This is a genomic window from Halorubrum sodomense (assembly GCF_900111935.1).
Classification (GTDB): domain Archaea; phylum Halobacteriota; class Halobacteria; order Halobacteriales; family Haloferacaceae; genus Halorubrum; species Halorubrum sodomense.
The window spans coordinates 385,275-411,187 of the sequence record NZ_FOYN01000003.1; the positions used below are offsets into that span (position 1 = coordinate 385,275).

The 25,913-nt window shown below is 71.7% G+C and carries 26 protein-coding genes; 11 read left to right on the forward strand and 15 right to left on the reverse strand.

Features of this window, described 5'->3' with window-relative positions; all coding sequences use genetic code 11:
• Window positions 1-24: 24 nt before the first annotated feature.
• From BM286_RS11345 to BM286_RS11385, 9 genes are all read right to left on the reverse strand, one after another.
• A complete protein-coding gene (locus BM286_RS11345; RefSeq protein ID WP_092922211.1) occupies window positions 25-2,871 on the reverse strand; it encodes a hybrid sensor histidine kinase/response regulator in 2,847 nt (948 codons plus the stop codon).
• Between the two features lie 129 nt (window positions 2,872-3,000).
• Window positions 3,001-3,462, reverse strand: coding sequence for a Zn-ribbon domain-containing OB-fold protein (locus tag BM286_RS11350; protein ID WP_092922214.1), 462 nt, complete (start codon window positions 3,460-3,462; stop codon window positions 3,001-3,003).
• On the reverse strand, window positions 3,459-4,625 hold the full coding sequence (locus tag BM286_RS11355) for a thiolase domain-containing protein (RefSeq protein WP_092922217.1): 1,167 nt from the start codon (window positions 4,623-4,625) through the stop codon (window positions 3,459-3,461). The genes BM286_RS11350 and BM286_RS11355 overlap by 4 nt, the downstream gene beginning before the upstream one ends.
• 118 nt (window positions 4,626-4,743) lie before the next feature.
• Window positions 4,744-5,496: a proteasome assembly chaperone family protein gene (locus BM286_RS11360; protein WP_092922220.1), complete on the reverse strand. Its 753-nt coding sequence runs from the start codon at window positions 5,494-5,496 to the stop codon at window positions 4,744-4,746.
• Window positions 5,497-5,597: 101 nt separating this feature from the next.
• The gene (locus BM286_RS11365; protein WP_092922223.1) at window positions 5,598-5,774 is read right to left on the reverse strand and encodes an RNA-protein complex protein Nop10; all 177 of its coding nucleotides are present in this window, start codon (window positions 5,772-5,774) and stop codon (window positions 5,598-5,600) included.
• 36 nt (window positions 5,775-5,810) lie between these two features.
• A complete protein-coding gene (locus tag BM286_RS11370; RefSeq protein ID WP_092922226.1) occupies window positions 5,811-6,611 on the reverse strand; it encodes a translation initiation factor IF-2 subunit alpha in 801 nt (266 codons plus the stop codon).
• An 18-nt stretch (window positions 6,612-6,629) separates the two neighbouring features.
• Window positions 6,630-6,803, reverse strand: a complete 174-nt coding sequence (locus tag BM286_RS11375; RefSeq protein ID WP_004595868.1) for a 30S ribosomal protein S27e — start codon at window positions 6,801-6,803, stop codon at window positions 6,630-6,632.
• A gap of 2 nt (window positions 6,804-6,805) precedes the next feature.
• Entirely contained in the window at window positions 6,806-7,087 is a 282-nt protein-coding gene (locus tag BM286_RS11380) for a 50S ribosomal protein L44e (protein WP_092922229.1), read from the reverse strand.
• 119 nt (window positions 7,088-7,206) lie between these two features.
• On the reverse strand, window positions 7,207-7,881 hold the full coding sequence (locus tag BM286_RS11385) for a cyclase family protein (protein WP_174549008.1): 675 nt from the start codon (window positions 7,879-7,881) through the stop codon (window positions 7,207-7,209).
• Window positions 7,882-8,038: 157 nt separating this feature from the next.
• On the opposite strand from BM286_RS11385, the gene BM286_RS11390 reads away from it, so the two are divergent.
• Complete coding sequence (locus BM286_RS11390) at window positions 8,039-10,189, forward strand: S9 family peptidase (protein WP_092922235.1); 2,151 nt, start codon at window positions 8,039-8,041, stop codon at window positions 10,187-10,189.
• A gap of 163 nt (window positions 10,190-10,352) precedes the next feature.
• Here BM286_RS11390 and mce read toward each other — a convergent pair whose 3' ends face one another.
• The gene (mce, locus tag BM286_RS11395) at window positions 10,353-10,739 is read right to left on the reverse strand and encodes a methylmalonyl-CoA epimerase (RefSeq protein ID WP_092922238.1); all 387 of its coding nucleotides are present in this window, start codon (window positions 10,737-10,739) and stop codon (window positions 10,353-10,355) included.
• 118 nt (window positions 10,740-10,857) lie between these two features.
• Here mce and BM286_RS11400 point away from each other — a divergent pair, with 118 nt between their 5' ends.
• On the forward strand, window positions 10,858-11,661 hold the full coding sequence (locus BM286_RS11400; protein WP_092922241.1) for a formate/nitrite transporter family protein: 804 nt from the start codon (window positions 10,858-10,860) through the stop codon (window positions 11,659-11,661).
• A gap of 49 nt (window positions 11,662-11,710) precedes the next feature.
• On the opposite strand, the gene BM286_RS11405 is transcribed toward BM286_RS11400, so the two are convergent.
• Window positions 11,711-13,384: an acyl-CoA mutase large subunit family protein gene (locus tag BM286_RS11405; protein ID WP_092922244.1), complete on the reverse strand. Its 1,674-nt coding sequence runs from the start codon at window positions 13,382-13,384 to the stop codon at window positions 11,711-11,713.
• Window positions 13,385-13,503: 119 nt separating this feature from the next.
• Here BM286_RS11405 and BM286_RS11410 point away from each other — a divergent pair, with 119 nt between their 5' ends.
• The gene (locus BM286_RS11410) at window positions 13,504-14,169 is read left to right on the forward strand and encodes an O-methyltransferase (RefSeq protein WP_092922247.1); all 666 of its coding nucleotides are present in this window, start codon (window positions 13,504-13,506) and stop codon (window positions 14,167-14,169) included.
• A gap of 46 nt (window positions 14,170-14,215) precedes the next feature.
• Window positions 14,216-16,882 carry a PAS domain S-box protein gene (locus tag BM286_RS11415; RefSeq protein WP_092922250.1) on the forward strand — a complete coding sequence of 889 codons (2,667 nt, stop codon included), beginning with the start codon at window positions 14,216-14,218 and terminating at the stop codon, window positions 16,880-16,882.
• 79 nt (window positions 16,883-16,961) lie between these two features.
• Here BM286_RS11415 and BM286_RS11420 read toward each other — a convergent pair whose 3' ends face one another.
• Complete coding sequence (locus tag BM286_RS11420; protein ID WP_092922253.1) at window positions 16,962-17,360, reverse strand: OsmC family protein; 399 nt, start codon at window positions 17,358-17,360, stop codon at window positions 16,962-16,964.
• A gap of 132 nt (window positions 17,361-17,492) precedes the next feature.
• Window positions 17,493-18,215, reverse strand: coding sequence for a metal-dependent hydrolase (locus tag BM286_RS11425; RefSeq protein WP_092922256.1), 723 nt, complete (start codon window positions 18,213-18,215; stop codon window positions 17,493-17,495).
• Between the two features lie 105 nt (window positions 18,216-18,320).
• Here BM286_RS11425 and BM286_RS11430 point away from each other — a divergent pair, with 105 nt between their 5' ends.
• From BM286_RS11430 to BM286_RS11455, 6 genes are all read left to right on the forward strand, one after another.
• Window positions 18,321-19,436: a zinc ribbon domain-containing protein gene (locus BM286_RS11430; RefSeq protein WP_092922259.1), complete on the forward strand. Its 1,116-nt coding sequence runs from the start codon at window positions 18,321-18,323 to the stop codon at window positions 19,434-19,436.
• Window positions 19,437-19,514: 78 nt separating this feature from the next.
• Window positions 19,515-20,258 carry a fumarylacetoacetate hydrolase family protein gene (locus BM286_RS11435; protein WP_092922262.1) on the forward strand — a complete coding sequence of 248 codons (744 nt, stop codon included), beginning with the start codon at window positions 19,515-19,517 and terminating at the stop codon, window positions 20,256-20,258.
• Window positions 20,259-20,512: 254 nt separating this feature from the next.
• Entirely contained in the window at window positions 20,513-22,078 is a 1,566-nt protein-coding gene (locus BM286_RS11440; protein WP_092922265.1) for an HflX-like GTP-binding protein, read from the forward strand.
• Between the two features lie 25 nt (window positions 22,079-22,103).
• A complete protein-coding gene (gene hisC / locus BM286_RS11445) occupies window positions 22,104-23,198 on the forward strand; it encodes a histidinol-phosphate transaminase (protein ID WP_092922268.1) in 1,095 nt (364 codons plus the stop codon).
• Window positions 23,195-23,743, forward strand: coding sequence for an adenylate kinase family protein (locus BM286_RS11450; protein ID WP_092922271.1), 549 nt, complete (start codon window positions 23,195-23,197; stop codon window positions 23,741-23,743). Before hisC ends, BM286_RS11450 begins: the two co-directional genes overlap by 4 nt.
• 26 nt (window positions 23,744-23,769) lie before the next feature.
• On the forward strand, window positions 23,770-24,372 hold the full coding sequence (locus BM286_RS11455; protein ID WP_092922274.1) for a CDP-alcohol phosphatidyltransferase family protein: 603 nt from the start codon (window positions 23,770-23,772) through the stop codon (window positions 24,370-24,372).
• 108 nt (window positions 24,373-24,480) lie between these two features.
• On the opposite strand, the gene BM286_RS11460 is transcribed toward BM286_RS11455, so the two are convergent.
• A complete protein-coding gene (locus BM286_RS11460; protein WP_092922277.1) occupies window positions 24,481-25,128 on the reverse strand; it encodes a hypothetical protein in 648 nt (215 codons plus the stop codon).
• Between the two features lie 72 nt (window positions 25,129-25,200).
• A complete protein-coding gene (locus tag BM286_RS11465; RefSeq protein ID WP_092922279.1) occupies window positions 25,201-25,587 on the reverse strand; it encodes a hypothetical protein in 387 nt (128 codons plus the stop codon).
• Between the two features lie 71 nt (window positions 25,588-25,658).
• Here BM286_RS11465 and BM286_RS11470 point away from each other — a divergent pair, with 71 nt between their 5' ends.
• Window positions 25,659-25,895, forward strand: coding sequence for a hypothetical protein (locus BM286_RS11470; protein WP_008442562.1), 237 nt, complete (start codon window positions 25,659-25,661; stop codon window positions 25,893-25,895).
• The last annotated feature ends 18 nt before the right edge of the window (window positions 25,896-25,913 follow it).

The following is a 25,913-nucleotide window of genomic DNA, read 5'->3' on the forward strand; positions in this document are numbered from 1 at the left end:
GAACCGGCGACCCGTCGCGCGGGGTCACTCCGCGAAGTCGACCCCGGTGATCTCGAATCGCGCCCCGCCCGCCTCGCTCTCGACCGCGCGCACCGACCAGCCGTGCGCGTCGGCCACCTGCTCGACGATCCGTAACCCGAACCCGGTCCCCGACTGCGACGTCGAGTGGCCGGCGTCGAACACCGCCTCGCGGCGGTCCGGGTCGATCCCCGGCCCGTCGTCCTCGACGTAGAAGCCGTCGGGGAGCGTCCCGACCGCGACCGTCACCGACTCGCCGCCGTGCTCGACGCTGTCGTCGGGCTCCGCCCGACTGTCACCGGGCGGAGCCCGGTTGCCCGAGGGACTCCGTCCCTCGCTGCTCGTGGAACCGTGTTCCACGCTGTCGCCGGACTCCGTCCGGCTGCCAGTCGAGCCGTGTTCCACGCTGTTTCGGATCAGGTTCTCTAACAGCTGTTTGAGCCGCCCCTCGTCCGCGACGACCGTCGCGTTCGCCTCCGCGCGCAGCGTCGCCGCCTTCGTGTCGACGGTCCGCCAGCAGGAGTCGACGACCGCCCCGAGGTCGACCGGCTCGGCGTCGGTCACGGGGTCGCCCTCGCGGGCGAGCGTGAGCAGGTCGTCGATCAGCGCGGTCATCCGGTCGTGGGCGCGCTCGACCGACTCCAGGTGGTCGCTGTCGCACTCCTCGCGGGCGAGCTGCGTCCGGCCGCGCGCGACCTCGAGCGGGTTCCTGAGGTCGTGCGACACCACGCCAGCGAACTCCTCCAACCGGTCGTTCTGCCGCTCCAGCTCCGCGGTCCGCTCGGCGAGCCGCCGGGTGCGCGCCTCGGCCTGGAACGCCGTTTCGGCCGCTGTCGCGAGGATACCGGCGAGGTACTCGTCGACGCCGTCGAACACCTCCGGCTCGGACTCCCCGATCGCGATCGTCCCGTGGTCGCCGACCGGGACGATCAGGAGGCTCCGGAGCGCCGTGTCGGCGTCGAGCGCGTCCGTCTCCCGGATGTCGTCGTACATCTCCGGTTCCCCGGACTCGAACACCGCCCAGTTCAGGCTCCCGCCGTCGGGCGTGAACGTCTCGCGCTCCGGCAGCAGCTCCTCCGCGTGCGGCGAGACGGCCATCGGAACCAACCCGCCGGCCGCCTCGTCGTGGATCCGGACGGTGACGATCGAGAACCCCAGCACGTCGGTGGCCGCCTCGACCGCCCGCCGGGCGATCTCCTCCCGGGAATCCGCCCCGACGAGCGTCCGCGTGGCCCCGTGGAGCCGCTCGACGCGGCGCTCCCGTTCGATGCGGTCGAGCGCCGCCTCGAGGTGGCCGGAGAGGATCTCGGCCACGAGGACGTCGGTGTCGGTGAACTCGCGCGGCTCCGGCGAGGAGACGACGAACAGCCCGTGGTCGCCGATCGGGCGCAACACGAGACTCTCCGCCGGCGAGGACTCGTCGAGCGGCTCGTACGTCGAGAGTTCGTCGACGACGACCGACTCCTCGCCGTGAAAGGCCTCCCACGCCAGCGCCGCCCGGCTCCCTTCCGGCGCGTCCCGGTCGTAGGACGGCTGCGTCTCGAACAGCGCGGGGACCGACTGGCCGAGCGCGGCCGGTTCGAGGCTGTCCCCGTCCGCCGTTCGCAGGTGGATCCCGCTGAGCCCCGCGTCGATCAGGTCGTCGACCGCCTCGACCGCCAGTTCGGCCGCCTCCTCCGTGGTCCGGGTGTAGTTGAGCTCCCGCGTCCACTCCCGGAGCCGGGAGAGGGTCCGCTCGCGCTCCTTCCGTTCGGAGACGTCGCGCGTGGTTACCACGTACCCCTCGACGCCGTCGGCCTCGATCCGATCGCTACCGACCGATTCGAGCCAGCGGTACCCACCGTCCGCCGTCCGGAACCGGTACTCGGCGCTCGGGGGCGTTCCGCCGGGGTCGACGCTGGCGAAGGCCGACTCGACGGCCTCGCGGTCATCGGGATGGACGTAGTCGAGCGACCGTTCGCCGAGCAGTTCCGACGGGGCGTGGCCGGTCACGCGCTCGCAGGAGGGGCTCAGGTACCGGAACCGCCAGTCCCTCGACAGCACCGCGACCACGTCGCTGGCGTGCTCGATGAACGCCCGGTGTCGGTCGCGCTCGGTCTCGTCGCGGATCACCCCGACGAACTGCCGCTCCCCGTCGACGGCGAACTCGCCGTACGACAGGGAGACGGGGACCTCGTCGCCGTCGCGGCGGAGCGCGTTGAACCGAACGTTCGACCAGTCGACGCCCCGCTCGCCGGTGTCGAGGTACCGCTCCATCGCCTCGCGGTGGTCGTCGCGGTGTCGCTCGGGCATCAGCGTCGTCAGCGGTTTCCCTTCCAACTCCGACGGTTCGTACCCGAGCACGGACTCGACGGCCGGGTTCGCGAACCGGATCACGCCGTCGGTGTCGATCGTGACGATCGCGTCGGACGCGCCCTCCGCGACCGCGCGGAACTGCTCGACCGCCTGCTCGGCGTCCCGCTCGGCACGCCGCTTCTCGACGGCCTCGACGATCCGGTTCGCCAGCCGCTCGTACCGCTCCGTGCCGCCGCGCTTCTGGAGGTAGTCGGTGACGCCGGCGGAGATGGCCTCGCTCGCGACCTCCTCGCTCCCGCGTCCGGTGAAGAGGACGAAGGGGAGGTCGGGGTCGCGCTCGCGGACCGACTCGAGGAACGCGAGGCCGTCCTTCCCGGGCATCTCGTAGTCTGACACGATACACTCGACCTCCCGGTCCGCGAGGACGTCGAGCCCGGCTGCGGCGTCGGCCGCGGTCTCGACCGCCAGCCGGTCCTCCTCGCGTTCGAGGAAGGAGGCGGTGACCGCGCGCAGGTCCGGGTCGTCGTCGACGAGGAGGACCGGAATGCGGTCGGACATACGTCCCGAATACCGAACACCCGGATATAACGGTTTTGGCGTTGACAGGCTCTGTCTCCGAACTTCGCCGGGAGGGGGACCGATTCCGTCGCGTTTCGCCTCGTCGACGCGGCCCGTCGACTCCCCGTCTCACTCGTCGGTCGCAGGGCGGAAGACGACGAGCCGTTCGCCGTCGGTGACGCGCTCGCCGACGCCGACCGTCACCGCGTCCCCGATCGCCGCCTCGGGCGGGGCGTCGTCCGCGTCCTCGCCGTCGGTCGCGCCGCCCCCGTCGCCCTCGCCCCGGACGATCCCCGTCAGGCGCGTCGGGCCGAAGTCGGCCACCGCGGTCGCGTACGGCGCGTCGTCCGCGAAGCGCGGCGAGGGGACGTGGACGACGCTGTACGTCGCCACCGTCCCCGTCTCCGCGAGGGGTTCCCGCGAGAGTTCGGTCGACCCGCACTCCGGACACACCCGTCGCGGGGGGAGCGAGCCGTGCCCGTTCGGGCAGACCAGGGCGAACCCGTCGCCGTCGGCCAGCGCGTCGAGCCACTCGGCGTGGTCGCGGTCGGTCGGCGGCGAGCCGCCGGCCGCCCCGTCCCCGTCGCTCATTCCGCCACCTCCAGCACGTGGACGACCGCGCTGGCGACCGTGCCGCCGGCGTTGTGCGCGACGCCGACCTCGGCGTTCGGAACGTGCTCGCTGTTGGGGTGGTCCCCCCGGAGGAGTCGGGTCAGCTCCGCGATCTGCGAGCCGCCGGTCGCGCCGACCGGGTGCCCCTTCGCCTTCAGGCCGCCGGAGAGGTTCACCGGGAGGTCGCCGTCGGCGGTCGTGATCCCCTCGCGGGCCGCCGAAATCCCCTCGCCCGGCTCGAACAGCCCCAGCGACTCCAGCGCCAGCACCTCCGCGATGGTGAAGCAGTCGTGGACCTCCGCCACGTCGACGTCGGTCGCCTCGACGCCGGCGTCGGCGTAGGCCGCGTCGGCCGCGTCGTCGGCCGCGGGCGTCCGCGCGAGGCGCTCCCGGTCGCCGAGCGCCATCCGGTCGGTCCCCTGCCCGGTCCCCGTCACCGCGACCGGCGCGTCGAGGTCGTGACGCTCCGCGTACTCCGCGGAGACCAACACGATCGCGCTCGCGCCGTCGGTGATCGGGCAGGCGTCGTAGAGGTGGAGCGGCTCCGCGACCGGCGGGGCGTCCATCGCCTCCGCGACGGACACCTCCTTCCGGTACTGGGCGTACTCGTTGGGGACGGCGTTGGCGTGGTTCTTCGACGCGACGTGCGCGAGGTCCTCGCGGCTCCCGCCGTACGCGTCGAAGTAAGCGTTCGCCATCAGCGCGTAGGCGCCGGGGAACGTGACGCCCGAGCGCACCTCGAAGAGGTCGTCGGCCGCGATGGCGAGCCCCTCCGTCACCTCGTCGGTCGGGAGGTTCGTCATGCGCTCCATCCCGCCCGCGAGGACGACGTCGGCGTCGCCCGCCGCGACCGTTCGGACCGCCTCGCGGACCGCCACCCCGGCCGACGCGCACGCCGACTCGTAGCGCGTCGCCGGGCAGCGGACCCCCGCGGCCTCGGCCATCAGCGGCGCCTGATGGCCCTGGTGTTCGGCGAGCGCGCCCATGAAGTTCCCGTAGTTCAGCTCCTCGACGTCGGCCCTGTCGACGTCGGCGTCCTCGAACGCCCGGAGCGCGGCCTCGCCGAACAGGTCCCGGCCGGTCCGTTCCGGGTGGCTCCCGAAGCGCGTGAGCCCGACCCCGGCGACGCGTACGTCTGTCATACACGGACGGTGATCGGGGATGCGGTTTAGCTCTGCCGGAACCGGGGGTTCCGAGGCGCGACCTTCGAGCGCGGTTCACCGGACGGAAAAGCGGCCGCCGGCTCGAACGCGCCCCGACTCAGCCGATGTACCGCAGGTCGTCGTCCGGCACCGCCGGCCCCTCCTGCATCTCGCGGATCTTGCCGACGACCTCCTCCATCTCCTCGGCGCGGTCCTCCAGGCTCTCGTAGTCGACGGACATGTCGAGGACGGTCTCTAAGACCTCCAGCACGGCGCGCGCGCTCTTCGGGTCGACGAGGTAGCCGCTCGTCTCGCCCATCAGGCAGGCGGCCTCGACCCCGCGGCGGCCGCCAAGCCCGAGCACGAGCCCGGAGACGCCGACGATGCCGCCGGCCGGCTCGTCAGCGCGGAACTCCACGCCGGCGTCTTCGAGGTCGTCGACGAGATCGGCGTCGGAGACCGCGCCGAGGACGGTGTACTCCTCGACGAGCTCGCCGGTGGGGACGCCCCCGAGCGCGAACGCCCGCTCGGCGCCGAACTCCTCGGCGATGTCGAGGAACGTCGAGGTGAGCCGGTAGTGACCCGCGTTCGAGCCGGCCTGGTGGTCGCCGGTCAACACGAGCAGGTCGGCGCCGTCGGTCTCGACGGCGTGGAACTCGGCGCAGGTCAGCGCCGCGACGCCCCCGTCGTCGACGCTCACCTGCGGCGGGAACTCCGTGGCGTACACCCGGCGGACCAGCTCCCCGTCGAACTCCTCCAACAGGTGTTCGGCCGCCAGCTTCCCCACGTGGCCGACGCCCGGTAGCCCCTCGATCAACACCGGGTCGTCCAGTTCCGGCGTCGCGACCGCGTCTATCTCGATGTCGTCCATACCGTATCCGTCCGAGCGGCGGTCACAAGAGCGTGGCTATTCCGGCGGCGCGCGATAGGTCGCGGCCGACGACCGTCCGTCTGACCTCTGCCGGGCGAGGGCTACTCCGACCGCCGCGCCCGCCGGCGGTACTCGCCGTAGGGGTCCTCCGGGCCGAACGGGGCCGGCGCGCTGTTCTCGGTCGGGCCGTCACATTCGGGACAGCGCTCGCCGAGCGCGTACACCGGGCGGTCGTGAGCGGTCTCCCAGTTCGCGCAGACGCGGATATCTGATTTCACGGGTGAAAAGGCGTCGTGGCGTCGGGTCGCTCTGGGTTACTCGTCGTCTTCGCGCCGCTCGCGGTGGAACTCGCCCACGCCGCCGGCGGCCTCGATGGATTCGCGGGCGCGCTCGGCGGCGGACTCGAGCTGGGCCTCCGCCAGCTTGTAGTCGGGCGCCCGGACCTTGATCCGGTACTCCGGCGAGCCCACGTAGCCGACGTCGAGCTCGACGCCGTCCGGAATCTCGCCGTTCCCCTCGGCGGCGGCGAGCGCGTCGCGCACGTCGTCGACGCCGTCGGGGGCGGCCGATTCGAGGTCGACGTATCCGGTCACGTCGACGTACGGGACGGAGACGTTGTTCCGGGCCGCCTGGACGATGGCCGCGGCGGCCTCCTCGTCGACGTCGACGTCGTCGAGCGCCTCGTTCCCGCTGATCGCGGCCGCCTCGAAGGCGTCGTAGAGGCTCTCGTACTCCGCGAGGAGCGCGTTCGCGACCGTCGCGTAGCGGTCGTCGTCGACGTCCTCGCCGAGCGCGATGAGCATCCAGTTATCGGCCTTCTGGGCGTTCTTCCAGTCCTGAATCGTCTCCTTGCGCTGGTGTTCGTTGACGTCTTTGATCGAGAGGTCGATCTGGTTCGACGACTCGTCGATCTCCAGCACCTTCGCCACGACCGTCTGCCCCTCGCGGACGTGGTCGCGGACGTTTTTGATCCAGCCGGACGCGACCTCGCTGATGTGACAGAGGCCGCGCTTGTCCTCGTACTCCTCTAAGTCGACGAACACGCCGAAGTCGGCGATCTCGTCCACCTCGCCGACCACTAGCTCGCCGGGTTCGGGCCAGCCGCTGTACTTCATATCGGGGAAGCGAGGCGGTTACCGCGCCTCAACGGTTTCGACGATCTCGCCGTGAAGCTCCGCCTCCCCGCCGGTCGGGGTCGCGAGGGTCGTGCCGCAGACCGCACACGACACCGTCGAGGAGGCCTTGCCGAAGACGACCTGTTCGTTCTCGCAGTCGCCGCAGGCGACGCGGTGGAAGTCTCCCGCCATGCTTACTCCTGGAACGTGAGACGGCCGGCGCGCCATCCCTCTCGCATGTGGGCCTTTCCGCAGTCGCCGCAGCGGTACTTCAGGTGGGTCTTCTTCGTCGGCTTGTCGCCACCGGGGACCTTCGAGTACCCGCCGGCGTTGCCGATCGTCGCGAGCGCGCGGCGCTGCTGCCGCGCGTCGCGCTTCATTCCGGTCGCGCGACCCGATCGGACCTTCTCCACCTCGTGCTCGTGGTGGGAGTCACAGTGGGGACAGTACGTGTTGAAGCGGCGTGGCATTTCCATGGATATCGACCTTGAGTCGCGGTTCGTCTCCGACGCTTAAAACGGGTTTGGTCTCGGGCGCCCGCGATCCGGCCCGTGACTTGCTCCCTCGCGGAGGATGTCCGGCCGCAGTCCCGAGGTCAGTCCTCCCACTCCGCGACCGCGCGGACCGGCGACCCGTCCCCGTCGCGGAGCCGGAGCGGGAAGGCGTACAGCCGGAACCGCGCGGGGAGCCCGTCGAGTCCGCACAGGTTCTCGACGATCGGGAGCGAGCCGCGTAAGAGGGCGTCGTGGGCGGGGGTGCCGTCGGGCTCGTCGGGAGTATCCGGGTCCGGATTCGCTCCACCCGCGGCGGGCGTCGGATCCGGCCCGAACGTGTCGAGCCCGACGCCGACGCCCGCGGCCCGACAGCGCTCGGCGGCCGCAGCGGTCAGGTACGGGTGGTCGCGGTACCTGTCGGTCCCCCAGTGCGCCGCCCAGCCGGTCCGGACGACCAAGAGGTCGACGTCGGGGTCGATGGCGTCGGGGTCGGGCAACGCCTCGGCCCCGATCGGCTCCCGCGGCGTCAACGGCCGGGAGTCGACGAGACGCGCGTCGAACGCGAACTTCCCGACGCCGCGCTCGTCGATCGCCTCCCCCTCGGGGAGCGTGTGCCGCGGCGCGTCGACGTGCGTTCCCGCGTGGGTTCCGGTGCGGAGTTCGCTCGTGGCGTAGCCATCGGCCTCGTGGGTCGCGTCCGGCGCGAGCGACACGTCGGGGTCGCCCGGGTACGTCGGCATACCCGTCTCGATCGGTCGCGAGCAGTCGCGGAACACGGCCGGCGGTCGAACCGCGGCGGGGTTAAGTCGGTCGCCGGCGCTCCGGGTCGGCCCGCGGCCGCGAACCGAATCGGTCCGCGCCGGACCGTCCCCCACCGCCCCGCGAGGTTCCGCGGCCCGAACGTATTTCCTCCGCCCGCCGCTGCTTCGGTCCATGTCGGAACTGCCGCTGGACGCGTATTACGATCTGACGCAAGTCGGCGAGGTCGCCGTCTCACCGACCGGCGACCGCGTCGCCTTCACCGCGACCGAGTACGATCAGGCCGCCGACGAGGCGGTCTCGTCGCTGTTCGTCGCCCCGACCGACGGCTCGCGAGAGCCGCACCGGCTGACGAGCGCGTCGGGCGCCTCCGCGCCGGCGTGGGGGCCGGACGGCGACCGGCTCGCGTTCCTGGCCGCCCGCGAGCGCGACGCGGAGCGGCGGGTCGGCTGGCGGGACCGGGACGAGGAGGACGAGGAGGGCGCGGAGGTGGAAGCTGACGAGACGGAGGACGACGAGGCCGACGACGCCGAGGACGACGAGCCCCTCGAAAACGGCGACGAGGAGCCGAAACCGCAGGTGTGGATCTTCGACCTCGCGCTCGGGGGCGACGCGCGCCAAGTGACGGAGCGCGACGAGGGCGTCGCCGGCTTCGACTGGTCGCCCGACGGGGACCGGCTGGTGATCGAGTCGCGCGACCCGACGGACGAGGAGTCGGAGTACCTCGATCAGGTGCGCGAGGAGGGGGGCCCGATCGAGACGACCCGGCTCCAACACAAGGTGAACGGCGCCGGCTGGACCGACGACGTGACGCGGTACCTGTTCGTCGTCGACCCCGACGACCCCGAGAGCGACCCCCGTCGGCTCGACGACGCGTACGGCGGCGGGGCCTTCGAGGACCTCGCCGGCATGGACCCCGCGTGGGGTCCGGACGGGCGAATCGCGTTCACGTCCTGTCGACTGGACCGCCCCGACGACACCACCGTCCGCGACCTCTACGCGGTGTCGCCCGAGGGCGGCGACGCGGAGCGGCTCACGGGCGGGGACCTCACCCACGGCGCGCCGGCGTGGCGTCCGGACGGCGACGGGATCGCGACGGTCGCAAGCGACCCCGACGACCCGCCGGCGCCGGCGGAGGTGTACCTCGTCGACGCCGCGACGGACGCGGACGCCCGCAACGACCCGGTTTCGCTCACCGGCGGCCTCGACCGGACGGTCGCCCGCGGCGGCGGGATCGAGTGGGTCGACGGCGCGATCTACACCCGGATCGCCGACGAGAGTCACACGCGGCTGGTCCGCGTCGAGACCGACGGCACCGCGGAGCGCGTCTTCGAGGCGCAGGGCCGCGACCGGGCGTTGGCCGGGTTCGACGTCGCCGACGACGGGTCGACGGCCGTGACGGTCCTCTCGGAGCCGGAGGCCGGAACCGACCTGTACGCGGTCGACGTCGACGACCTCGACGCCGCCGGCGGGCCGGAGTCGTTCCGGCGGCTCACCGAGGTCAACGAGTCGCTCGTCGACGAGTTCGCGATGCCGGAGGCCCGCCGCGTCGAGTGGGAGTCCGACGGCTGGACGCTCGACGGCGTGCTCTACCACGACCCCGACGTCGACCCAGAGGACGGCGACCACCCGCTCGTGGTGGCGATCCACGGCGGCCCGATGTCGTACGACGAGCCGGTGTTCAGCTTCGGTCACGCCGCGCTGACGAGCCGGGGGTACCTCGTCTTCCGCCCGAACTACCGGGGCGGTACCTCCCGCGGCCGCGAGTTCGCCGCCGAGCTGACCGGGAAGTGGGGGACCGCCGAGGTCGACGACATCGCGGCCGGCGTCGGGTCGCTCGCGGACCGCGGCTGGGTCGACCCCGACCGCGTGTTCGGCCACGGGTTCTCGTACGGGGGGATCGCGCAGGGATTCCTCGTCACGCAGGAGCCGGACCTGTTCACCGCGGCGGCGCCCGAGCACGGCATCTACGACCTCCGCTCGGCGTTCGGCACGGACGACACCCACGTCTGGCTGGAGGCCGAGTTCGGGCTCCCGTGGGAGAACCCCGAGGCGTACGACGCGTCGACGGCGGTGCTGGACGCCGGGAACATCGAGACCCCGCTGCTGGTGATGGCCGGCGGCGAGGACTGGCGGTGCCCCTCCTCGCAGTCGGAGCAGCTGTACGTCGCCGCCCGGAAGCGGGGAATCGACGCCGAGCTGGTCGTCTACCCGGACGAGCACCACAACATCGGCGACCCCGACCGAGCGATCCACCGGTTAGCGAAGATCCTCGACTGGTACGAGACGCACGACCCGGCGGTCGAGGCCGAGTCCGCGGACTGAGTCACGACCGGTCGGTGACGGTCGCGGTCGGGCGGTGACGGTCGCGGTCGGGCGGTGACGGTCGCGGTCGGGCGGTGACGGTCGCGGTCGGGCGGTGACGGTCGCGGTCGGACGGTGACGGTCGCGGTCGGACGGTGACGGTCGCGGTCGGCGCGACCCCGCCTCAGCGCTCGACGAACTCCACGAGCACGCCGCCCGTCGAGCGCGGATGGCAGAACGCGACCTCGTGGCCCCACGCGCCGGGGCGCGGCTCCTCGTCGACGAGGTCGATGCCGAGGTCGCGCGCCTCGTCGAGCGCGGCCGGGAGGTCGTCGACCGCGAGCGCGACGTGGTGGACGCCGGGGCCCTCCCGGTCGAGGTAGTCCGCGATCGTCCCGCCGGCGTCCGGTTCGAGCAGTTCGAAGTAGCCGCCGCCGTCGAGTTCGAGGAAGACGATCCGCATCCCGTCGAACGTCTCCTCGTGGGCGACCGGAGCGTCGAGCAGGCCGCCGAACAGGTCGGCGAGGGCGGTGGCGTCGCGGGTCGCGACGCCGACGTGATCGAAGCGCATACGAACCGGATCGGGCGCCCGCGACTTATAATGAGCGAGCGAAGTGGAACACCACTCGCCTCGCCGGGATCCAAAGGCTTGGGTGCGATCCGGGAGTACCGATCGTAGGCCCCCATTAGTGAGCGACTCACAGTCCGACGCTTCGACGGAGCAGATGACGTCGCGGAACATCCTCGGATCGCTGCTCGATAGCGGCCTCCACGAGATGAACCGAGAGCGGTCCGGACTCCTCCTCTCGGGGGTGTCGGCGGGGCTCGACATCGGCTTCGGCCCGCTGATGATGGCGGTCGTGTTGACCCTCTCGCCGGGGACGTTCGGCGACCTCACGACCGAACTGCTGCTGGCGAGCGTCTACTCCATCGGCTTCATGTTCGTCATCTTGGGCCGCTCGGAGCTGTTCACGGAGCACACGACGCTGGCCGTGATACCGGTGCTCGACCGGCAGGCCTCGGCCCGACAGTTGGGCCGGCTCTGGGGCCTGGTGTACGTCGGGAACCTGGTCGGCGGCCTCCTGTTCACGCTGCTCGTGACGCTGTTGCTGCCGGAGCTCAGCGTCGTCGACCCTCAGTCGTTCGAGACGATCGCCCTGAAGCTCGTCGACCACAGCCTCCCGTGGCTGTTCGTCGGCGGCGTGTTCGCCGGGTGGCTGATGGGGCTGCTGGCGTGGCTCGTGACCGCGGCGAAGGACACGACATCCCGGATCCTCCTCGTGTTGATCGTCACCGGAACGATCGGGCTCCTCCACCTCCCGCACTCGATCGCGGGCAACGTCGAGGTGCTGTTCGGGCTGTTCTCCTCGCCCGCGATCACGGTCGTCGACTACGTCGGGTTCCTCGTGTTGTCGACGATCGGTAACGCCTTCGGCGGCGCGGTGTTCGTCGCGCTGCTGAAGTACGGCCACGTCGTCCGCGGCGCGGAGTGAGCGCGCTCCGCGGGACGAGTTCGCCCCGCGAGCCGATCCCCTCCCGGATTCACCGCCCCGGCTTGTACTCCCCGAACTCGTCGCGGAGTACGTCGGAGATCTCCTGAACCGTCGCGTACGACTTCACCGCGTCGACGACGTGTGGCATCACGTTCTCGGTCCCCTGCGCCGCCTCGCGGAGGCCGGCGAGCGCGTCGTCGACCGCGTCGCCGTCGCGGTCGGCTTTCACCTCGTTCAGCCGGTCGCGCTGGTTCTGCTCCTGGTCGGGGTCGACCTCTTCGAGGTCCATCTCCGGCTCCTCGTCCACCTCGAACTCGTTGACGCCGACGATGATCCGCTCGCCCGCCTCGATCTCCCGCTGGCGCTCGAAGGCGACGTCCTGGATCTGCCGCTGGACCCAGCCGCTCTCGACGGCCTCCAGCATCCCGCCGCGGCGGTCCACCTCCTCGATGATCTCGAAGGCGTCCTCCTCGATCCCGTCGGTGAGGCTCTCGACGTAGTACGACCCCGCGAGCGGGTCGATCGTGTCGGCCGCGCCCGACTCGTGAGCGAGGATCTGCTGGGTGCGGAGCGCGGTGCGGACGGACTTCTCGGTCGGGAGCGCGAGCGCCTCGTCTTTCCCGTTCGTGTGGAGGCTCTGGGTCCCGCCGAGGACGGCCGCGAGCGCCTGATAGGAGACGCGGACGACGTTGTTCTCGATCTGCTGGGCGGTGAGCGTCGAGCCGCCGGTCTGGGTGTGGAACTTGAGCTGTTTCGACTTGGGGTTCTCGGCGCCGAACCGCTCCTCCATGATCTGGGCCCACATCCGGCGGGCGGCGCGGAACTTCGCGGCCTCCTCGAAGATGTTGTTGTGGGCGTTGAAGAAGAAGGAGAGCTGGGGGGCGAACTCGTCGACGTCGAGCCCGGCGTCGAGGGCCGCCTCGACGTACTCGATGCCGTCACCGAGGGTGAAGGCGATCTCCTGGGCCGCGGTCGAGCCCGCCTCGCGGATGTGGTACCCCGAGATGGAGATGGTGTTGAAGTTCGGCGTCTCGGCCGCGCAGAACTCGAAGATGTCCGTGATCAGCCGCATCGACTGCTTCGGCGGATAGATGTAGAGGTTCCGCGCGATGTACTCCTTCATGATGTCGTTCTGGATCGTCCCGCGGAGCTGCTCCCGCGGGACCCCCTGCTCGTCGCCCATCGCGACGTACATCGCGAGGAGGACGGCGGCGGGCGCGTTGATCGTCATCGACGTGGACACCTCGTCGAGCGGGATGCCGTCGAAGACGGTCTCGAAGTCGTCGAGCGTGTCGATGGCGACGCCCGAGCGGCCGACCTCGCCCTCGGCCATCGCGGCGTCGGAGTCGTATCCCATCTGCGTCGGGAGGTCGAACGCCATCGAGAGGCCCGACGAGCCCTCGTCGATGAGGTACTGGAAGCGCTCGTTGGTCTCCGCGGCGGTGCCCATCCCGGCGTACTGGCGCATCGTCCACAGGCGCCCGCGGTACATCGTCGAGTAGACGCCGCGGGTGTACGGCTCCTCGCCGGGGTAGCCGAGGTCCTCGCGGTAGTCGGTCTCCACGTCGGCGGGGGTGTAGAGGGGGTCGACCTCCTGCCCGCCGGTGTCGGTGGTGAACGTCTCCTCGCGCTCCCCGAACCGGTCGACCGTCTCGCCGTAGGTTCCGTCCTCCCACGACTCCTTGGCCTCCCGGATCGCGGCGAGTTCCTCAGGGTCGTACATTACTGAATCGGTCGACCGAACGGGACTTAACGCTTTTCAGGGCGGACCCGGTCGACCGCGGGTCACCGCGCTGCTTCCCCGCCGACCCGATTTAAGTGTCGCGCGTCCGAGGCGCGGGCATGGACGTGCTCACAGATCCCGCGCGCCGGTTTCTGGCCGCGACGGCGCCGGAGCACACCCGGATCCAGTCGGAGATGGCCGACCTCGCCGCCGAGTGGGGATTCCCGATCATCGGCCCCGAGGCGGGGGCGGTCCTCCGCCTGCTCGCGCGGCTGACGGACGCGGAACGCGTCTTCGAGTTCGGGTCCGGGTTCGGCTACTCCGCCACGTGGTTCCTCCGCGGCGGCGCCGAGCGCGTGATCTGTACCGAGTTCGACGCCGACGAGGCCGAGCGGGGCGTGGCGTTCGCCGCCGATTACGGCTACGCGGACCGCGTCACCTTCGAGGTCGGCGACGCGATGGAGACGATAGACCGCTACGAGGGCCCCTTCGACGTGGTCCTGATCGACCACCAGAAGGGGCGGTACGCCGACGCCTACCGGGCGGTCCTCCCGAAGGTCCGGACCGGGGGCGTGATCGTCGCCGACAACGTCACCCGCGGCCCCATCGACTTCGAGGCCCTCGTCGCGCACTTCGAGGCGGGCGAGCCGCTCCCGGACGCGGCCGTGGACGCCGAGACCCGCGGCATCGGCGAGTACCTCGGCACCGTCCGCTCGGACGACGCGGTGGAGACCGCGGTCCTCCCGGTCGGCTCCGGCATCGCCGTTTCGACGGTCGTCCGGTGAAACCGAACGAAACGGTTATCATGTCGAATTGAAAACATCAACTCGGATGGAGGGACCGGACGGAACCGACGACGGCGAGGGGCCGCGAGCGGCGTCGCTCGTGCGCGTCCTCGCCGTCGACGACGAGTCGGGGTTCGCCGACGCGGCGGCCTCGCGCCTCGAGGCGCGCGACGACCGGACCGAGGTGGTGGCGGTCGAGGGCGCCGAGGCGGCGCTGGACGCGCTGTCGTCGGCCTCGTTCGACTGCGTGGTGTCCGGCTACGAACTGGCCGAGGCCGACGGCGTCGGGCTGCTGGAGACCGTCCGCGACCGACACGGCGACGTGCCGTTCGTGCTGTTCACCGGGTCTGGGTCGGAGGCGGTCGCCAGCGAGGCGATCTCCGCCGGCGTCGATGAGTACGTCCGCCGAGCGGAGCCGGCCGACCCGTACGCGCAGCTCGCGAGCGCGGTCGAGGGCGTGGTCTCGCAGGCGCGCGGCGACCGCCGCCTGGCCGCGCACCTGGAGCGCACCACCGACGCGTTCTGTCAGGTCGACTCGGAGTGGCGGCTGACCTACCTCAACGAGCGGGCGGCGAGGTTCCTGGAGCGCGACGCGGAGACGGTGCTCGGCGAGCGGATCTGGGAGCTGTTCCCGGAGGTCGTCGGCACCGAGGCCGAGGCGGCGCTCCGCGAGGTCGCCGAGACCGGTGAGGCGAGCCGGCTGGAACACCACGTCGACCGCCTCGGCGCCGACCTCGTCGTGAACGCGTACCCGACCGCCGGCGGCCTGGCGCTGTACTTCCGCGACGTGACGGAGCGCCGGGAGCGCGAACGGGAGCTCCGGGAGGTCTCCGAGCGGCTTCAGCTGGCCGTCGAGGGCGCCGACCTCGGCGTCTGGGACTGGAACGTACGGACCGACGAGGTGCGGTTCGACGACCGGTGGGCCGCGATGCTCGGCCACGACACCGACGAGATCGACTTCGACCTGTCGACGTGGGAGGACCGCGTCCACCCCGACGACATCGGCGACGCCTGGGACGCCATCGAGGCCCACTTCGCCGGCGAGACGGACCTCTATCAGTGCGACTTCCGGATGCGGACGAAGTCGGGCGACTGGAAGTGGATCCGGGACCGGGGTCGGGTCGTCGAGCGGACGGACGACGGCGAGCCGCTCCGGGCCGTCGGCATCCACATCGACGTCACCGAGGAGAAGGAGCGCCAGCGCGACCTCGAGCGGTACCGTCGCATCGTCGACGAGCTGCCGGAGTCCGTGTGTATCTACGACGCCGACGGCCGCATCGCGCTCGCGAACGACCACACCGGCGACGTGCTCGAGGCCGATCCGGAGGCGCTCGTCGGCCACGAGAGCCGGCTCGTCGACCGCATTCGAGCCGCGGGCGACGGCGACCGGTACGACGCGCTCGTCGACGGCGACCGCAAGTCGATGACCGGGACGGTCGAGGTCGACCTGCCGAGGCAGTCCGGGGCGATCGTCGACTACGGGCTGACCCGGCTCGTCATCGACGGGGAGTTCGACGGCGTGGTCGGCATCTCTCGCGACGTGACGGAGGAGCGTCGGCGGCAGCGGCGGCTCGAACGCACCTCGGCGCGGCTGGAGGCGCTGTTCGAGCGCTCGCCGGACATGGTCGACATCCACGACGAGTCCGGGGAGATCGTCGACGCCAACCGGGCGATGACGGAGGCGCTCAGCTACGACCGCGAGGAGCTCGTCGGGATGGACGTCTGGGAGGTCGACGCCGAGCTCGAGCCGGAGGAGGGCGTGCGGCTCTGGGAGGACCTGGAAATGGACGAGACGGTCCGGCTGGAGACGACGTTCGCCCGCGCCGACGGCTCGACGTTCCCGGCCGAGGTCCACGTGCGGCGCATCGACGTCCAGGGCGAGGACCGGTTCCTGGCGAGCAGCCGCGACATCTCCGAGCGCAGGGCGTACGAGCGCCGCATCGAGCGGGAGAACGAGCGGCTCGACGAGTTCGCCTCGATCGTCTCCCACGACCTCCGGAACCCCCTCAACGTCCTCTCTGGGTACCTCCGGCTCGCCCGTGAGACGGGGACCGACTCCTACTTCGACCGCTGCGAGCGCGCGCTCGACGAGATGGAGGGGCTCATCGAGGACGTGCTCGCGCTCGCCAGGCAGGGCGAAGCGGTCGGCTCGTTCGAGCGCGTCCACCTCGGCGAACTGGCCGCCCGCTACGGCGACGACGCGTTCGGATCGACCGACGGCGAGGACCCGTTCGGCGGCGACGCGGGCGGCGGCGGAGCGGAGACCGCGCCGATCGAGGTCGCGGTGGAGGCCGACGGCGAGATCTGCGCCGACCCCGGCCGGGTCCGGCAGCTCTTCGGGAACTTGTTCCGGAACGCCGCCGAACACGGCGGCGAGCGCGTCGTCGTCGGCGACCTCTCCGACGGCTTCTACGTCGCGGACGACGGGCCCGGGATCGACCCGGACGAACGGGACACGGTGTTCGAGAGCGGCTACACCACCTCCGAGACGGGCACCGGCTTCGGGCTCGCCATCGTCCAGCGCATCGTCGAGGCGCACGGCTGGGCGGTCGAGGTCACGGCGGGCGAACGCGGCGGCGCCCGGTTCGAATTCACCGGAGTCGACCGGCCTGAATCGAGCGCCGAGGAGACGGAGCCGCCGGGCGCCGAGGAGACGGAGCCGCCGGCCGACGCGTCCGGCCGGTCCGCGGAGGAGGCGGGGTCGCAGGACTGACCGGCCGGAGCGCGGATACGACCGTGTGCGGCGACGAACGAGCGCGAAAAGCGAAGTACCGGAGAGAGTGAGGACCGACTCAGAACGCGCCGGGGTAGACGCTCACGTCGGCGTGGAGCCCCTCGCGGAGCGCGCTGTGGACGTGACAGATGCCCTCGGCGCGCTCGGCGATGTCAGCGGCGGTCTCGTCGTCGAGGTCGGCCTCGACGTGGACGTCGAACGCGATCGATTCGAGGTCGTCGTCCTCGTCGAGTTCGGCGCTCGCGTCGATCTGGACCTTCCCGAGTTCCTCCTCGCCGCGCTGGCTTCCGCCGACGCGGAGCGCGGGGAGATAACAGGAAGCGTACGTCGCGACGAGCGCCGCGTTCGGGTTCGGCCCCGTCTCGTCCGTCGCGTCGATCCGGAGGTCGAACTCGCCGACCTGACTGGTACTGGCGTACCCCGCTTCGGAAACCGTGGACGTCTCGATGTCTGCCATAGTCGAGTGTCGATTAGTCCCCCCGCCGCTAAAGGCTGCCGACACGGGGCGTCGCTGCCGGCGAGGGGAGCGGTCGACATCGTCGGACGAAAGTCGGAGAACCGCCGAGTCGGACCGTCGACGTCGGGCCCGTCAGTCCAGCGTGTACGTCTCGTCGCCGTCGAGCACGACGGGTTCGGCGGCGGCGCCCGCGGCCTTCACCTCGTTGACGAACTCGCGGGTCTCGATCTCGATCGGCCCGAACGAGTCGTAGTGCATCGGGAAGACGACGTCGGCGCCCACCCAGTCGGCGGCGATGCCGGCGCCCGCGGGCCCCATCGTGAAGTGGTCGCCGGCGGGCAGAGCGGCCGCGTCCGGTTCGAGGTACGGCGCGATCACGTCGACCATCTCGGACATGAGTCCGGTGTCGCCGGCGTGATAGAACGTGGTACAGTCCGGGTCGGACTCCTGGGTCGGCTTCTTGTCGCCGATCACGAACCCGGTCGGCATGCCGGCCGAGTAGTCGGGATCGTTCTCGATCCCGTTCGAGTGGTCCGCGCGGACCATCGTCACCCACGCGTCGCCGCACTCGACGGTGCCGCCGATGTTCATCCCGCCGGCCGGGAGGGCGTGTTCGAGGCCGAAGTTCTCCTGGACGTACGCGGTCAGCTCCGGGGTCGCGACCACGGTGGCGTCCTCGAACTCGGCCGCGTCCGAGATATGGTCCGCGTGCCCGTGAGTCAGGAGGAGGTAATCGGGGTCGATGTCCGCGGGGTCGACGTCGGTCTTCGGGTTGTCGAAGAACGGGTCGATGAGCAGCTCCGTGTCCTCGACGACGACGTGCCACGTGGAGTGGCCGTGCCAGGTGAGTTCCATGGTACGTTCGGTACATCTCGGCGCGGCGTAATAAAACTCGACGCCGCGGAACTCGTCGCCCGCCGGCGAAAGCAATTAACAGGGACGAACGCGAACGCCGATCAGATGCCCTCCGAGACCAGCGACCCAGGCGACCCGCCGGCCGCCTGCCCCGCCTGCGGCGAGGCGGTGCCGGCCGGGGCGAGTTTCTGCCCCGACTGCGGTGCCGACCTCGGCGACCCGGACGACCCCGCGTACTGTTCCGCGTGCGGCGAGGCGTTCGACGACGGCGACCGGTTCTGTTCGAACTGCGGCGCGTCGCGGTCCGGCGGTGAACGCCTCGCGTCCGAGCCGACGGGCCGCACGCCCGAGGAGTCGGACGGGCCGAACTCGTCCACGTCGCGCTCGGCGTCGACCCCGGTCGAGAGCGAGCGCGCCTTCCGCCGTCGGGTTCAGGACCACCTCGACGCCGGGTGGGACATCGAGCGGGACGACGGCGACCGCGTCGTCCTCGTCGACCGCGGTATCGGCTCCGTCGGCGTCCATGTCCTGCTGTTCATCTTCACTAGCGGTATCGGGAACGTGCTGTACGGCTGGTGGCACTACTCGAAGCTGGCGGAGCGGCGCCGGCTCGTCCGCGGCGACGAGGCGCCGGCGCTCGCCCCGTCGAGCGTCGAGGACGCGGGGCGGACGGAGGCGGCTACCGCCTACGTCCTGACCGGGCTGCTGTTGCTTATCGGCGGCCTGATCGGCTACTTCGCCGCGACGAGCGGTTCCCCGCCCGCCGCGCTGGTCGGACTCGCGTTCGCCGGTCTCGGCCTCGGCGTCGCCCCGCCGGTCCGCCGGCGCCTCGACCGTCGCCACGGAATCACGGCGTTCGGCCGGCAGAAGACGGTCGACCACCGGATCGTCCGGCCGCCCGAGTCCGTCGACGAGCCCTGCGTCGTCTGCGGCGAGGCGTTCGAGCGCGGCCTCGTCAGGCGGCGCCGCGACGAGACGATCGCCGCGGGCGTTCCGGTTCGCACCCACTCGATCCGCCACAACCACTACTGCGTCGACTGCGCGCGGTCGGAGGTGTTCGGCGGGGACGGCGGGGCACCGCCGCTCGACGACCTCGCGATCGGTGACGGACGCCTAAGCGACTTCGATGTCGCGGAGGGCGACACCCCGGACGACGACGTCGTGGAGGGCGACACCCCGGACGACGAGAAAGCCGCGGAGACGAGCGACTCGGCGGAGTGACTCGGCGGGATCCACCCGTCGCGGTCGTCGCTTGCCTCTCCGGGAACGCTTTTCGGGCGGCCGCCCGTTCGCTCGCGTATGTACCGCGCACGGTTCCGCGACCCGGCCGGATCGATCCGCGAGGGAGAGTACGACCCGGCGACGGACACCGTCGCCTTCGGCGGCGACGAGTACGCGTTTTCCGACCCCGACGTCGACGTGCTCGCCCCGACCGACCCCTCCAAGATCGTCTGTATCGGGCGCAACTACGCCGACCACGCCGCCGAACTCGGCAACGACGTGCCGGACCGCCCGCTGCTCTTCCTGAAGCCGCCGAATGCGGTGGCGAGCCACGGCGACACCGTGACCGTCCCCGCCGGCAAAGAGCGGATCGACTGGGAGGCGGAGTTCGCGGTCGTGATCGGCGAGCAGTGTAAGGCGGTCGACGCCGCCGACGCGATGGACGTCGTCGCCGGGTTCACCTGTATGAACGACGTGTCGAACCGCGACGACCAGAACCGCGAGCAGAACTGGGTGCGCGGGAAGGCGTTCGACGGCGCCGCGCCGCTGGGCCCCGTCCTCGCCACGCCGGACGAGGTGCCGGACGACGCGGGCGTCGAGCTCCGCGTCAACGGCGAGACGAAGCAGTCGAGCGACCGCGAGCACATGATCTTCGACGTGCCGACGCTGATCGAGGAGATCACGACGTACCTCACGCTCGAGCCGGGCGACGTCATCGCGACGGGGACGCCCGAGGGGGTCGGCGCGCTCTCCGACGGCGACACCGTCGAGGTCGAAATCGAGGGCGTCGGCACCCTCGAACACGACGTTCGGATCCCCTGAGCACCGCTCGCCGTTCGGAGGACTCCCAGTTGTTGCGGCTCGGTACCACACCTCGTTTCCGGTGAACGCTTATGTGGCAGCCCCCAGAGTCGGAGGTATGGAGACCTGTTCGTTCGTCGCCGGTTCGTGACGGTACCGCCGCGGCGCGACGCGGCCGCCCCGCTTCGCGAGGCGGAGCCCGTCGCCCGCGCCGCAGAGCCGCGACCGGAGCGCGAGACGCTCCCCTCTCCGGGCCGACGCGAGCGCCCGACCGAATGTCACGAGACGACGCTACGACGAACGAGACCGCCGAATCGATCGAAACCGACGCTCACGCGGACGACGACGCGCACACAGACGACTCCGGCTCCTCCGTCCTCGAGTCCGCCGCTCCGGACGCGTCCCCCGCCGTCGTCGCGGCGCGGGCCGACGACGACCTCCCGGACACGGCCGAGATCCGGGACCTCGCCGCCGCGGCCGGCTACGCGGTGGTCGGCGAAGTGACCCAGCGGCGCCGCGAGGACCCGACCTACGACCTCGGCCGCGGGAAGGCAGAGGATCTGATGCGGCTCGCGGCCGAGACCGACGCCGAGGCCGTGGTCTACGACGGGAGCCTCTCGCCGGGACAGACGTTCTCGCTCGGCGACCTGCTCCCGACCGGGACCGCGGTGATCGACCGCCCTCGGCTCGTCTTGGAGCTGTTCGCCGACGCCGCCGACTCCCGGGCGGCCAACCGCCAGCTGGAGCTGGCGCGCCTGCGCTACGAGCTGCCCCGGCTCCGGGAGGCGATCGCCCGCGACTCCGGCGAGGACGTGCGCCTCCGGCCGGAGGGCGACAGCCGCGTCCTTGACGTCGAGAAGCGGATCGAGTCCGCCGAGCGCGCGCTCGACGAGATCGCCGACGACCGCGCCGGCCGGCGGGCGGAGCGCCGCGACGCCGGGTTCGACCTCGTCGCGCTGGCGGGGTACACCAACGCCGGGAAGTCGGCGCTCGCGCGCCGGCTCGCCGACGAGTCGGACGACCCCGAGTTCGGGGACGAAGCCGCGCCTCGCGACGCCGACCTCACCGACGCCAGCGAGGGAGGCCCGGCGGACGGGGACGGAGCGCTCGCGGTCGCGGACCGCCCGTTCGAGACGCTCGCCACGACGACGCGGCGGGCGACGGTCGGCGGGCGACGCGCCCTCGTCACCGACACCGTCGGCTTCCTCGACGGGCTCCCCCACGAGGCGGTGCGCTCGTTCCGGACGACCATCGACGCGATCCGAGCGGCCGACTGCGCGCTGCTCGTCGCCGACGCGAGCGACGACCCCGCGGACCTCCGCCGGAAGCTCCGCGCGTCGCTGTCCGCGATCGAGGCGACCGAGGGGCCGGTGATCCCCGTGCTGTCGAAGGCCGACGAGGTCGGACCCGACGGGCTCGCGGCCGCGGTGGCGGCCTACGAGGGCGCGGTCGCCGACTTGGACCCGCGGGGCGCCCCCGTCGTCAACGCCCTCCGGTCGCCGATTCCGGTCAGCGTCCGCGACGGGACGGGGCTCGGCGACCTCGCCGACGCGGTCGCGGACGCGCTCCCGACCGCGACGGCGTCCGTCGAGGCCCCGAACGGCGGCGCCGCGCAGGCCGCGCTCTCGTGGGCGTACGACCGCGGCGTCGTCGCGGACGTCGGCTACGGGAGCGAGACCATCGCCGTCGAGCTCGCGGGCCGCCCCGCCGTCGTCGCCGAGGCGGAGCGGCGGCTAGCGGGGGGCGAGAGGGACCGCGGCGAGGGCGGGCGCGTCGACGGCGAGAGGGACCGCGGCGAGGGCGACGACGGCGGCCCGTCCGGCGGTCAAGACCACGCTTAAGCCCGCCCGTCCCCGACCCGGTGGCATGGAACCACGGGATCTCTCCGATCACTCGCCGTACGTGCCCGGGCGGGGCGTCGAGGAGGTCGCCCGCGAGCGCGGGCTCGACCCCGACGACCTGATCAAGCTCTCCTCGAACGAGAACCCGCACGGGCCGAGCCCGGCGGCCGTCGAGGCGATCCGCGAACACGCCGACCGGGTGAACCAGTACCCGAAGTCCTCGCACACGGACCTCACCGCGAAGATCGCCGAGCGGTGGGGCGTCGACGACGAGCAGGTGTGGGTGTCGCCGGGCGCCGACGGCTCGATCGACTACCTCTCGCGCGCCGCCCTCGAGCCGGGCGACGAGGCGCTGGTGCCCAGCCCCGGCTTCGCCTACTACGCGATGTCCACCCGATACCACCACGGCGAGGTAACGGAGTACGCACTCACCCCCGACGACGGCTTCGCGCAGGACGCGGAGACCGTCCTGCGCGCCTACGGCGGCGAGCGGATCGTCTACGTCACCTCCCCGCACAACCCCTCCGGTTCCACGATGCCCCTCGACGAGGTCGAGGCGATCGCGGACGCGACCGCGCCGGAGACGCTCGTCGTCGTCGACGAGGCGTACGGCGAGTTCGCCGACGTGGACAGCGCGATCCCGCTCGTCGACGAGCGCGACGACGTGGCCGTCCTCCGCACCTTCTCGAAGGCGTACGGCCTCGCGGGGCTCCGGATCGGCTACAGCGTCGTCCCCGAGGCGTGGGGCGAGGCGTACGCCCGCGTCAACACGCCGTTCGCGGCCAACGAACTCGCCTGCCGCGCCGCGCTCGCCGCGCTCGACGACGCGGACCACGTCGAGCAGTCGGTCGAGACGGCGCGCTGGGCCCGCGAGCACATCGAGAGCGAACTCGACGCGCCCACCGTCGACTCCGCGGGCAACTTCGTCCTCGCCGCGGTCGGTGACGGCGAGCGCGTCGCCGAGGCGGCCCAGGAGCGCGGCGTCATCATCCGCGACTGCACCTCGTTCGGGCTCCCGGAACACGTCCGGATCTCGACCGGGACTCGCGAGGAGACCCGCGAGGCCGTCGACCTGCTCAACGAGACGCTGGCGGACCTCGAACTCGGGGCTCGCGCGTGACCGACGGCACCGAGACCCAAGCCGACCGCGGCCGCGCCGACCGCGTCGCCGTGACGGGAACCCCCGGAACGGGCAAGACGACGGCGACGGCGCTGCTCGACGGAGAGTACGACGTGATCCACCTCAACGACCGGATCAAGTCCGACGACGACCTCTGGAGCGAGCGCGACGACGACCGCGACACGCTCGTCGCCGACCTCGACGCGGTCCGCGCCGACCTGGGCGACTGGGCCGGCGTCCTCGACTCGCACCTGGCGCACCGGTTCGACGTCGACCGCGTCGTCGTACTGCGCTGTCACCCCGAGACGATCGAGTCCCGGCTCCGCGAGCGCGGCGAGTCGCCCGAGACCGCCGCCGAGAACGCCGAGAGCGAGGCGCTCGACGTGATCCTCTCGGAGGCGGTCGCCGAGCACGGCGCCGAGAACGTCTACGAGGTCGACGCGACCGACTGCGACCCCGAGGCGGTGGCCGACGCGATCCGCGCGGCGGTCGAGGGGGAGCGCGAGCCCAGCGCCGGCACCGTGGACTTCATCGATTATATATGAGCCGGCCGCGACCGTCGAGACGGTAGATGACCCTCGACCAGTACCGGTCCGTGGCGGACCGCCTCCTCGGCCCGTGGGTGTCGACGGCCGACAGGCTCGGCCTCTCGCCCGACCAGGTGAGCGTGATCGCCTTCCTCGTCGCCGTCGCGGCCGCCGGGGCCTTCGCCGCCGGGTCGGCGCCGCTGTACGCGGCCGGCGCGCTCCTCGTCCTCCTCAACGGCTGGCTCGACGTGGTCGACGGGGCGCTCGCCCGCCACCAGGGGGTCGCCTCCGACGGCGGCGACTTCCTCGACCACGTCCTCGACCGCTACGCCGACGTGGCGATCATCGCGGGGTTCACGGCCGGGATCGAGGCGTACGCGCTCGGCTTCGCCGCCGTCACGGGCGTCCTCCTCACCTCCTACCTCGGCACGCAGATCCAGGCGGTCGGCATCGGGCGCGAGTACGGCGGGCTGCTCGGCCGCGCCGACCGCCTCGCGCTGGCGGGGATCGTCGGCGTCGTCGCCGCGGTGTACTCGGCGCCAGTCGTCGCCGGGCTCAACGTCGTCGGCCTCCTGCTCGCGCTGTTCGCCGTCGTCGGGCACCTCACCGCGGTCCAGCGGTTCCTCGGCGCCTGGCGGGACCTGTGAACTACCCTACCCTACTCGCTCACGGCTGACGCCGTTCGCTCCTTGAGAGTGGGGGCTTAGCGCCTATATCAAGCTAATCCCCGCGGCGACCCTGCCTCCGCCGCGGCTTCAGAACGGCGCGTCGGTCGAGCGGCCGCCCGCGCTCGCGTCCCCCGTTCCGCTCGTCGGATTCGATCCGACGCCGAACGACTCCCCTCCCTCGGCCTCCACGTCGCCCGTTTCGAGGTACGACTCCTCCAGCTCCGCGAGCCGGTCGTTCACCGCCTCGCTCTGGTCGTGCATCGGGGCCGCGCGGACCCGGACCAGGTCGTACTCGTGGCGGTCGGAGAGCCCGTTCCACGCCCGGAACGCGCCGATCGTCAGCGTGTGCGTCTGCGGGCAGAACGCGGTCGTCGGCGTGAACTCCGCCCGGAGGACGCGGTCGACCTCGCCGCCGTCGACCGCGTCCTCGTCCACCTGGGCGGGGTCGACCGCGTCGGAGGCGCCGGCGCGCTCGACTGCGTAGCGGAAGCCGGCGTCCCCGTGGCGCGTGTCCAGGTTCAGCCGCGCGAGGTTGTAGTCGAACGTCATGTCGTACACCGTCCGCTCCTCGAAACAGTCGCGGGTGAGCCGGTGGAAGGCGAGGTGGTCCGCTCCCGCGAGCACGTCGTGCCCGTCGAGGAACTCGCCGGGTCGCGGGAGGTTCTCCGCGACGAACTCGTCGTAGCCGTCGAACAGGTCGTCGTCGGCGCCGAAGGGAGACGGGAAGCCGGGCATGCGCGTGCGTTGGTACGCCGCCCGGGTACCCCTGACCCCGCAGATGTTCGGGCCGTCGCCGGCGGCCGGCCCTCAGCCGCTCTCGTCCGAGCGCGAACGCAGGGTCGCCGCCCGCTCGTGGACGGCGTTGACGGCGTCGCGGACGACCGGCTCGTCGACCTCGAACGCAGCTGCGGCGTACGCGATCGACAACCGGACGGCGAGGTACGTCATTCGGATCTCCTCGTCGGCGCCGGCGATCCTCGGCGGGACGCCCCGCCTGCCGGTCTGCGACTCGTCGAATCCGTCGGTGATCGCGTACAGGTCGGCGTACAGTCGAGCCGCCTCCGGGAGCTCGAACGACGCGATCCGACCGCCGGGCCCGTCGAAGTGGTAGGCGTCGGGACGGTTTCGGGCCTCGCGCACGATTCGGTGGCCGTCATCGTACGCCTCGATCACGGTTTCGCTGTCGTCGGTCACGTGAATCGGCCTCGCCGGACGCCTCACGCAACGAGGGAACGATTTAAAAGTGTCCGGTCGGAACGGGAGGTATGCCCACTTTCGAGCTGAACCTCTCGGACGACGTGTACGCGGAGTTTCAGCAGCTGGCGGACGAGGAGTTCGTCTCCGAGGAGCAGGCCGCGGAGGACCTCATCGCGTCCGGCATCGAGGCGTACAACGTGAGCGTCGTCGACGACGACCCACGCGACGAGATGCTCGACGGCGCCGAGAACAACATGTTCGACACCGCGGAGGACCCGGGCAGCATCGAAGACGACCGGCTCTGAGACGCCGTCGCGCGCTCT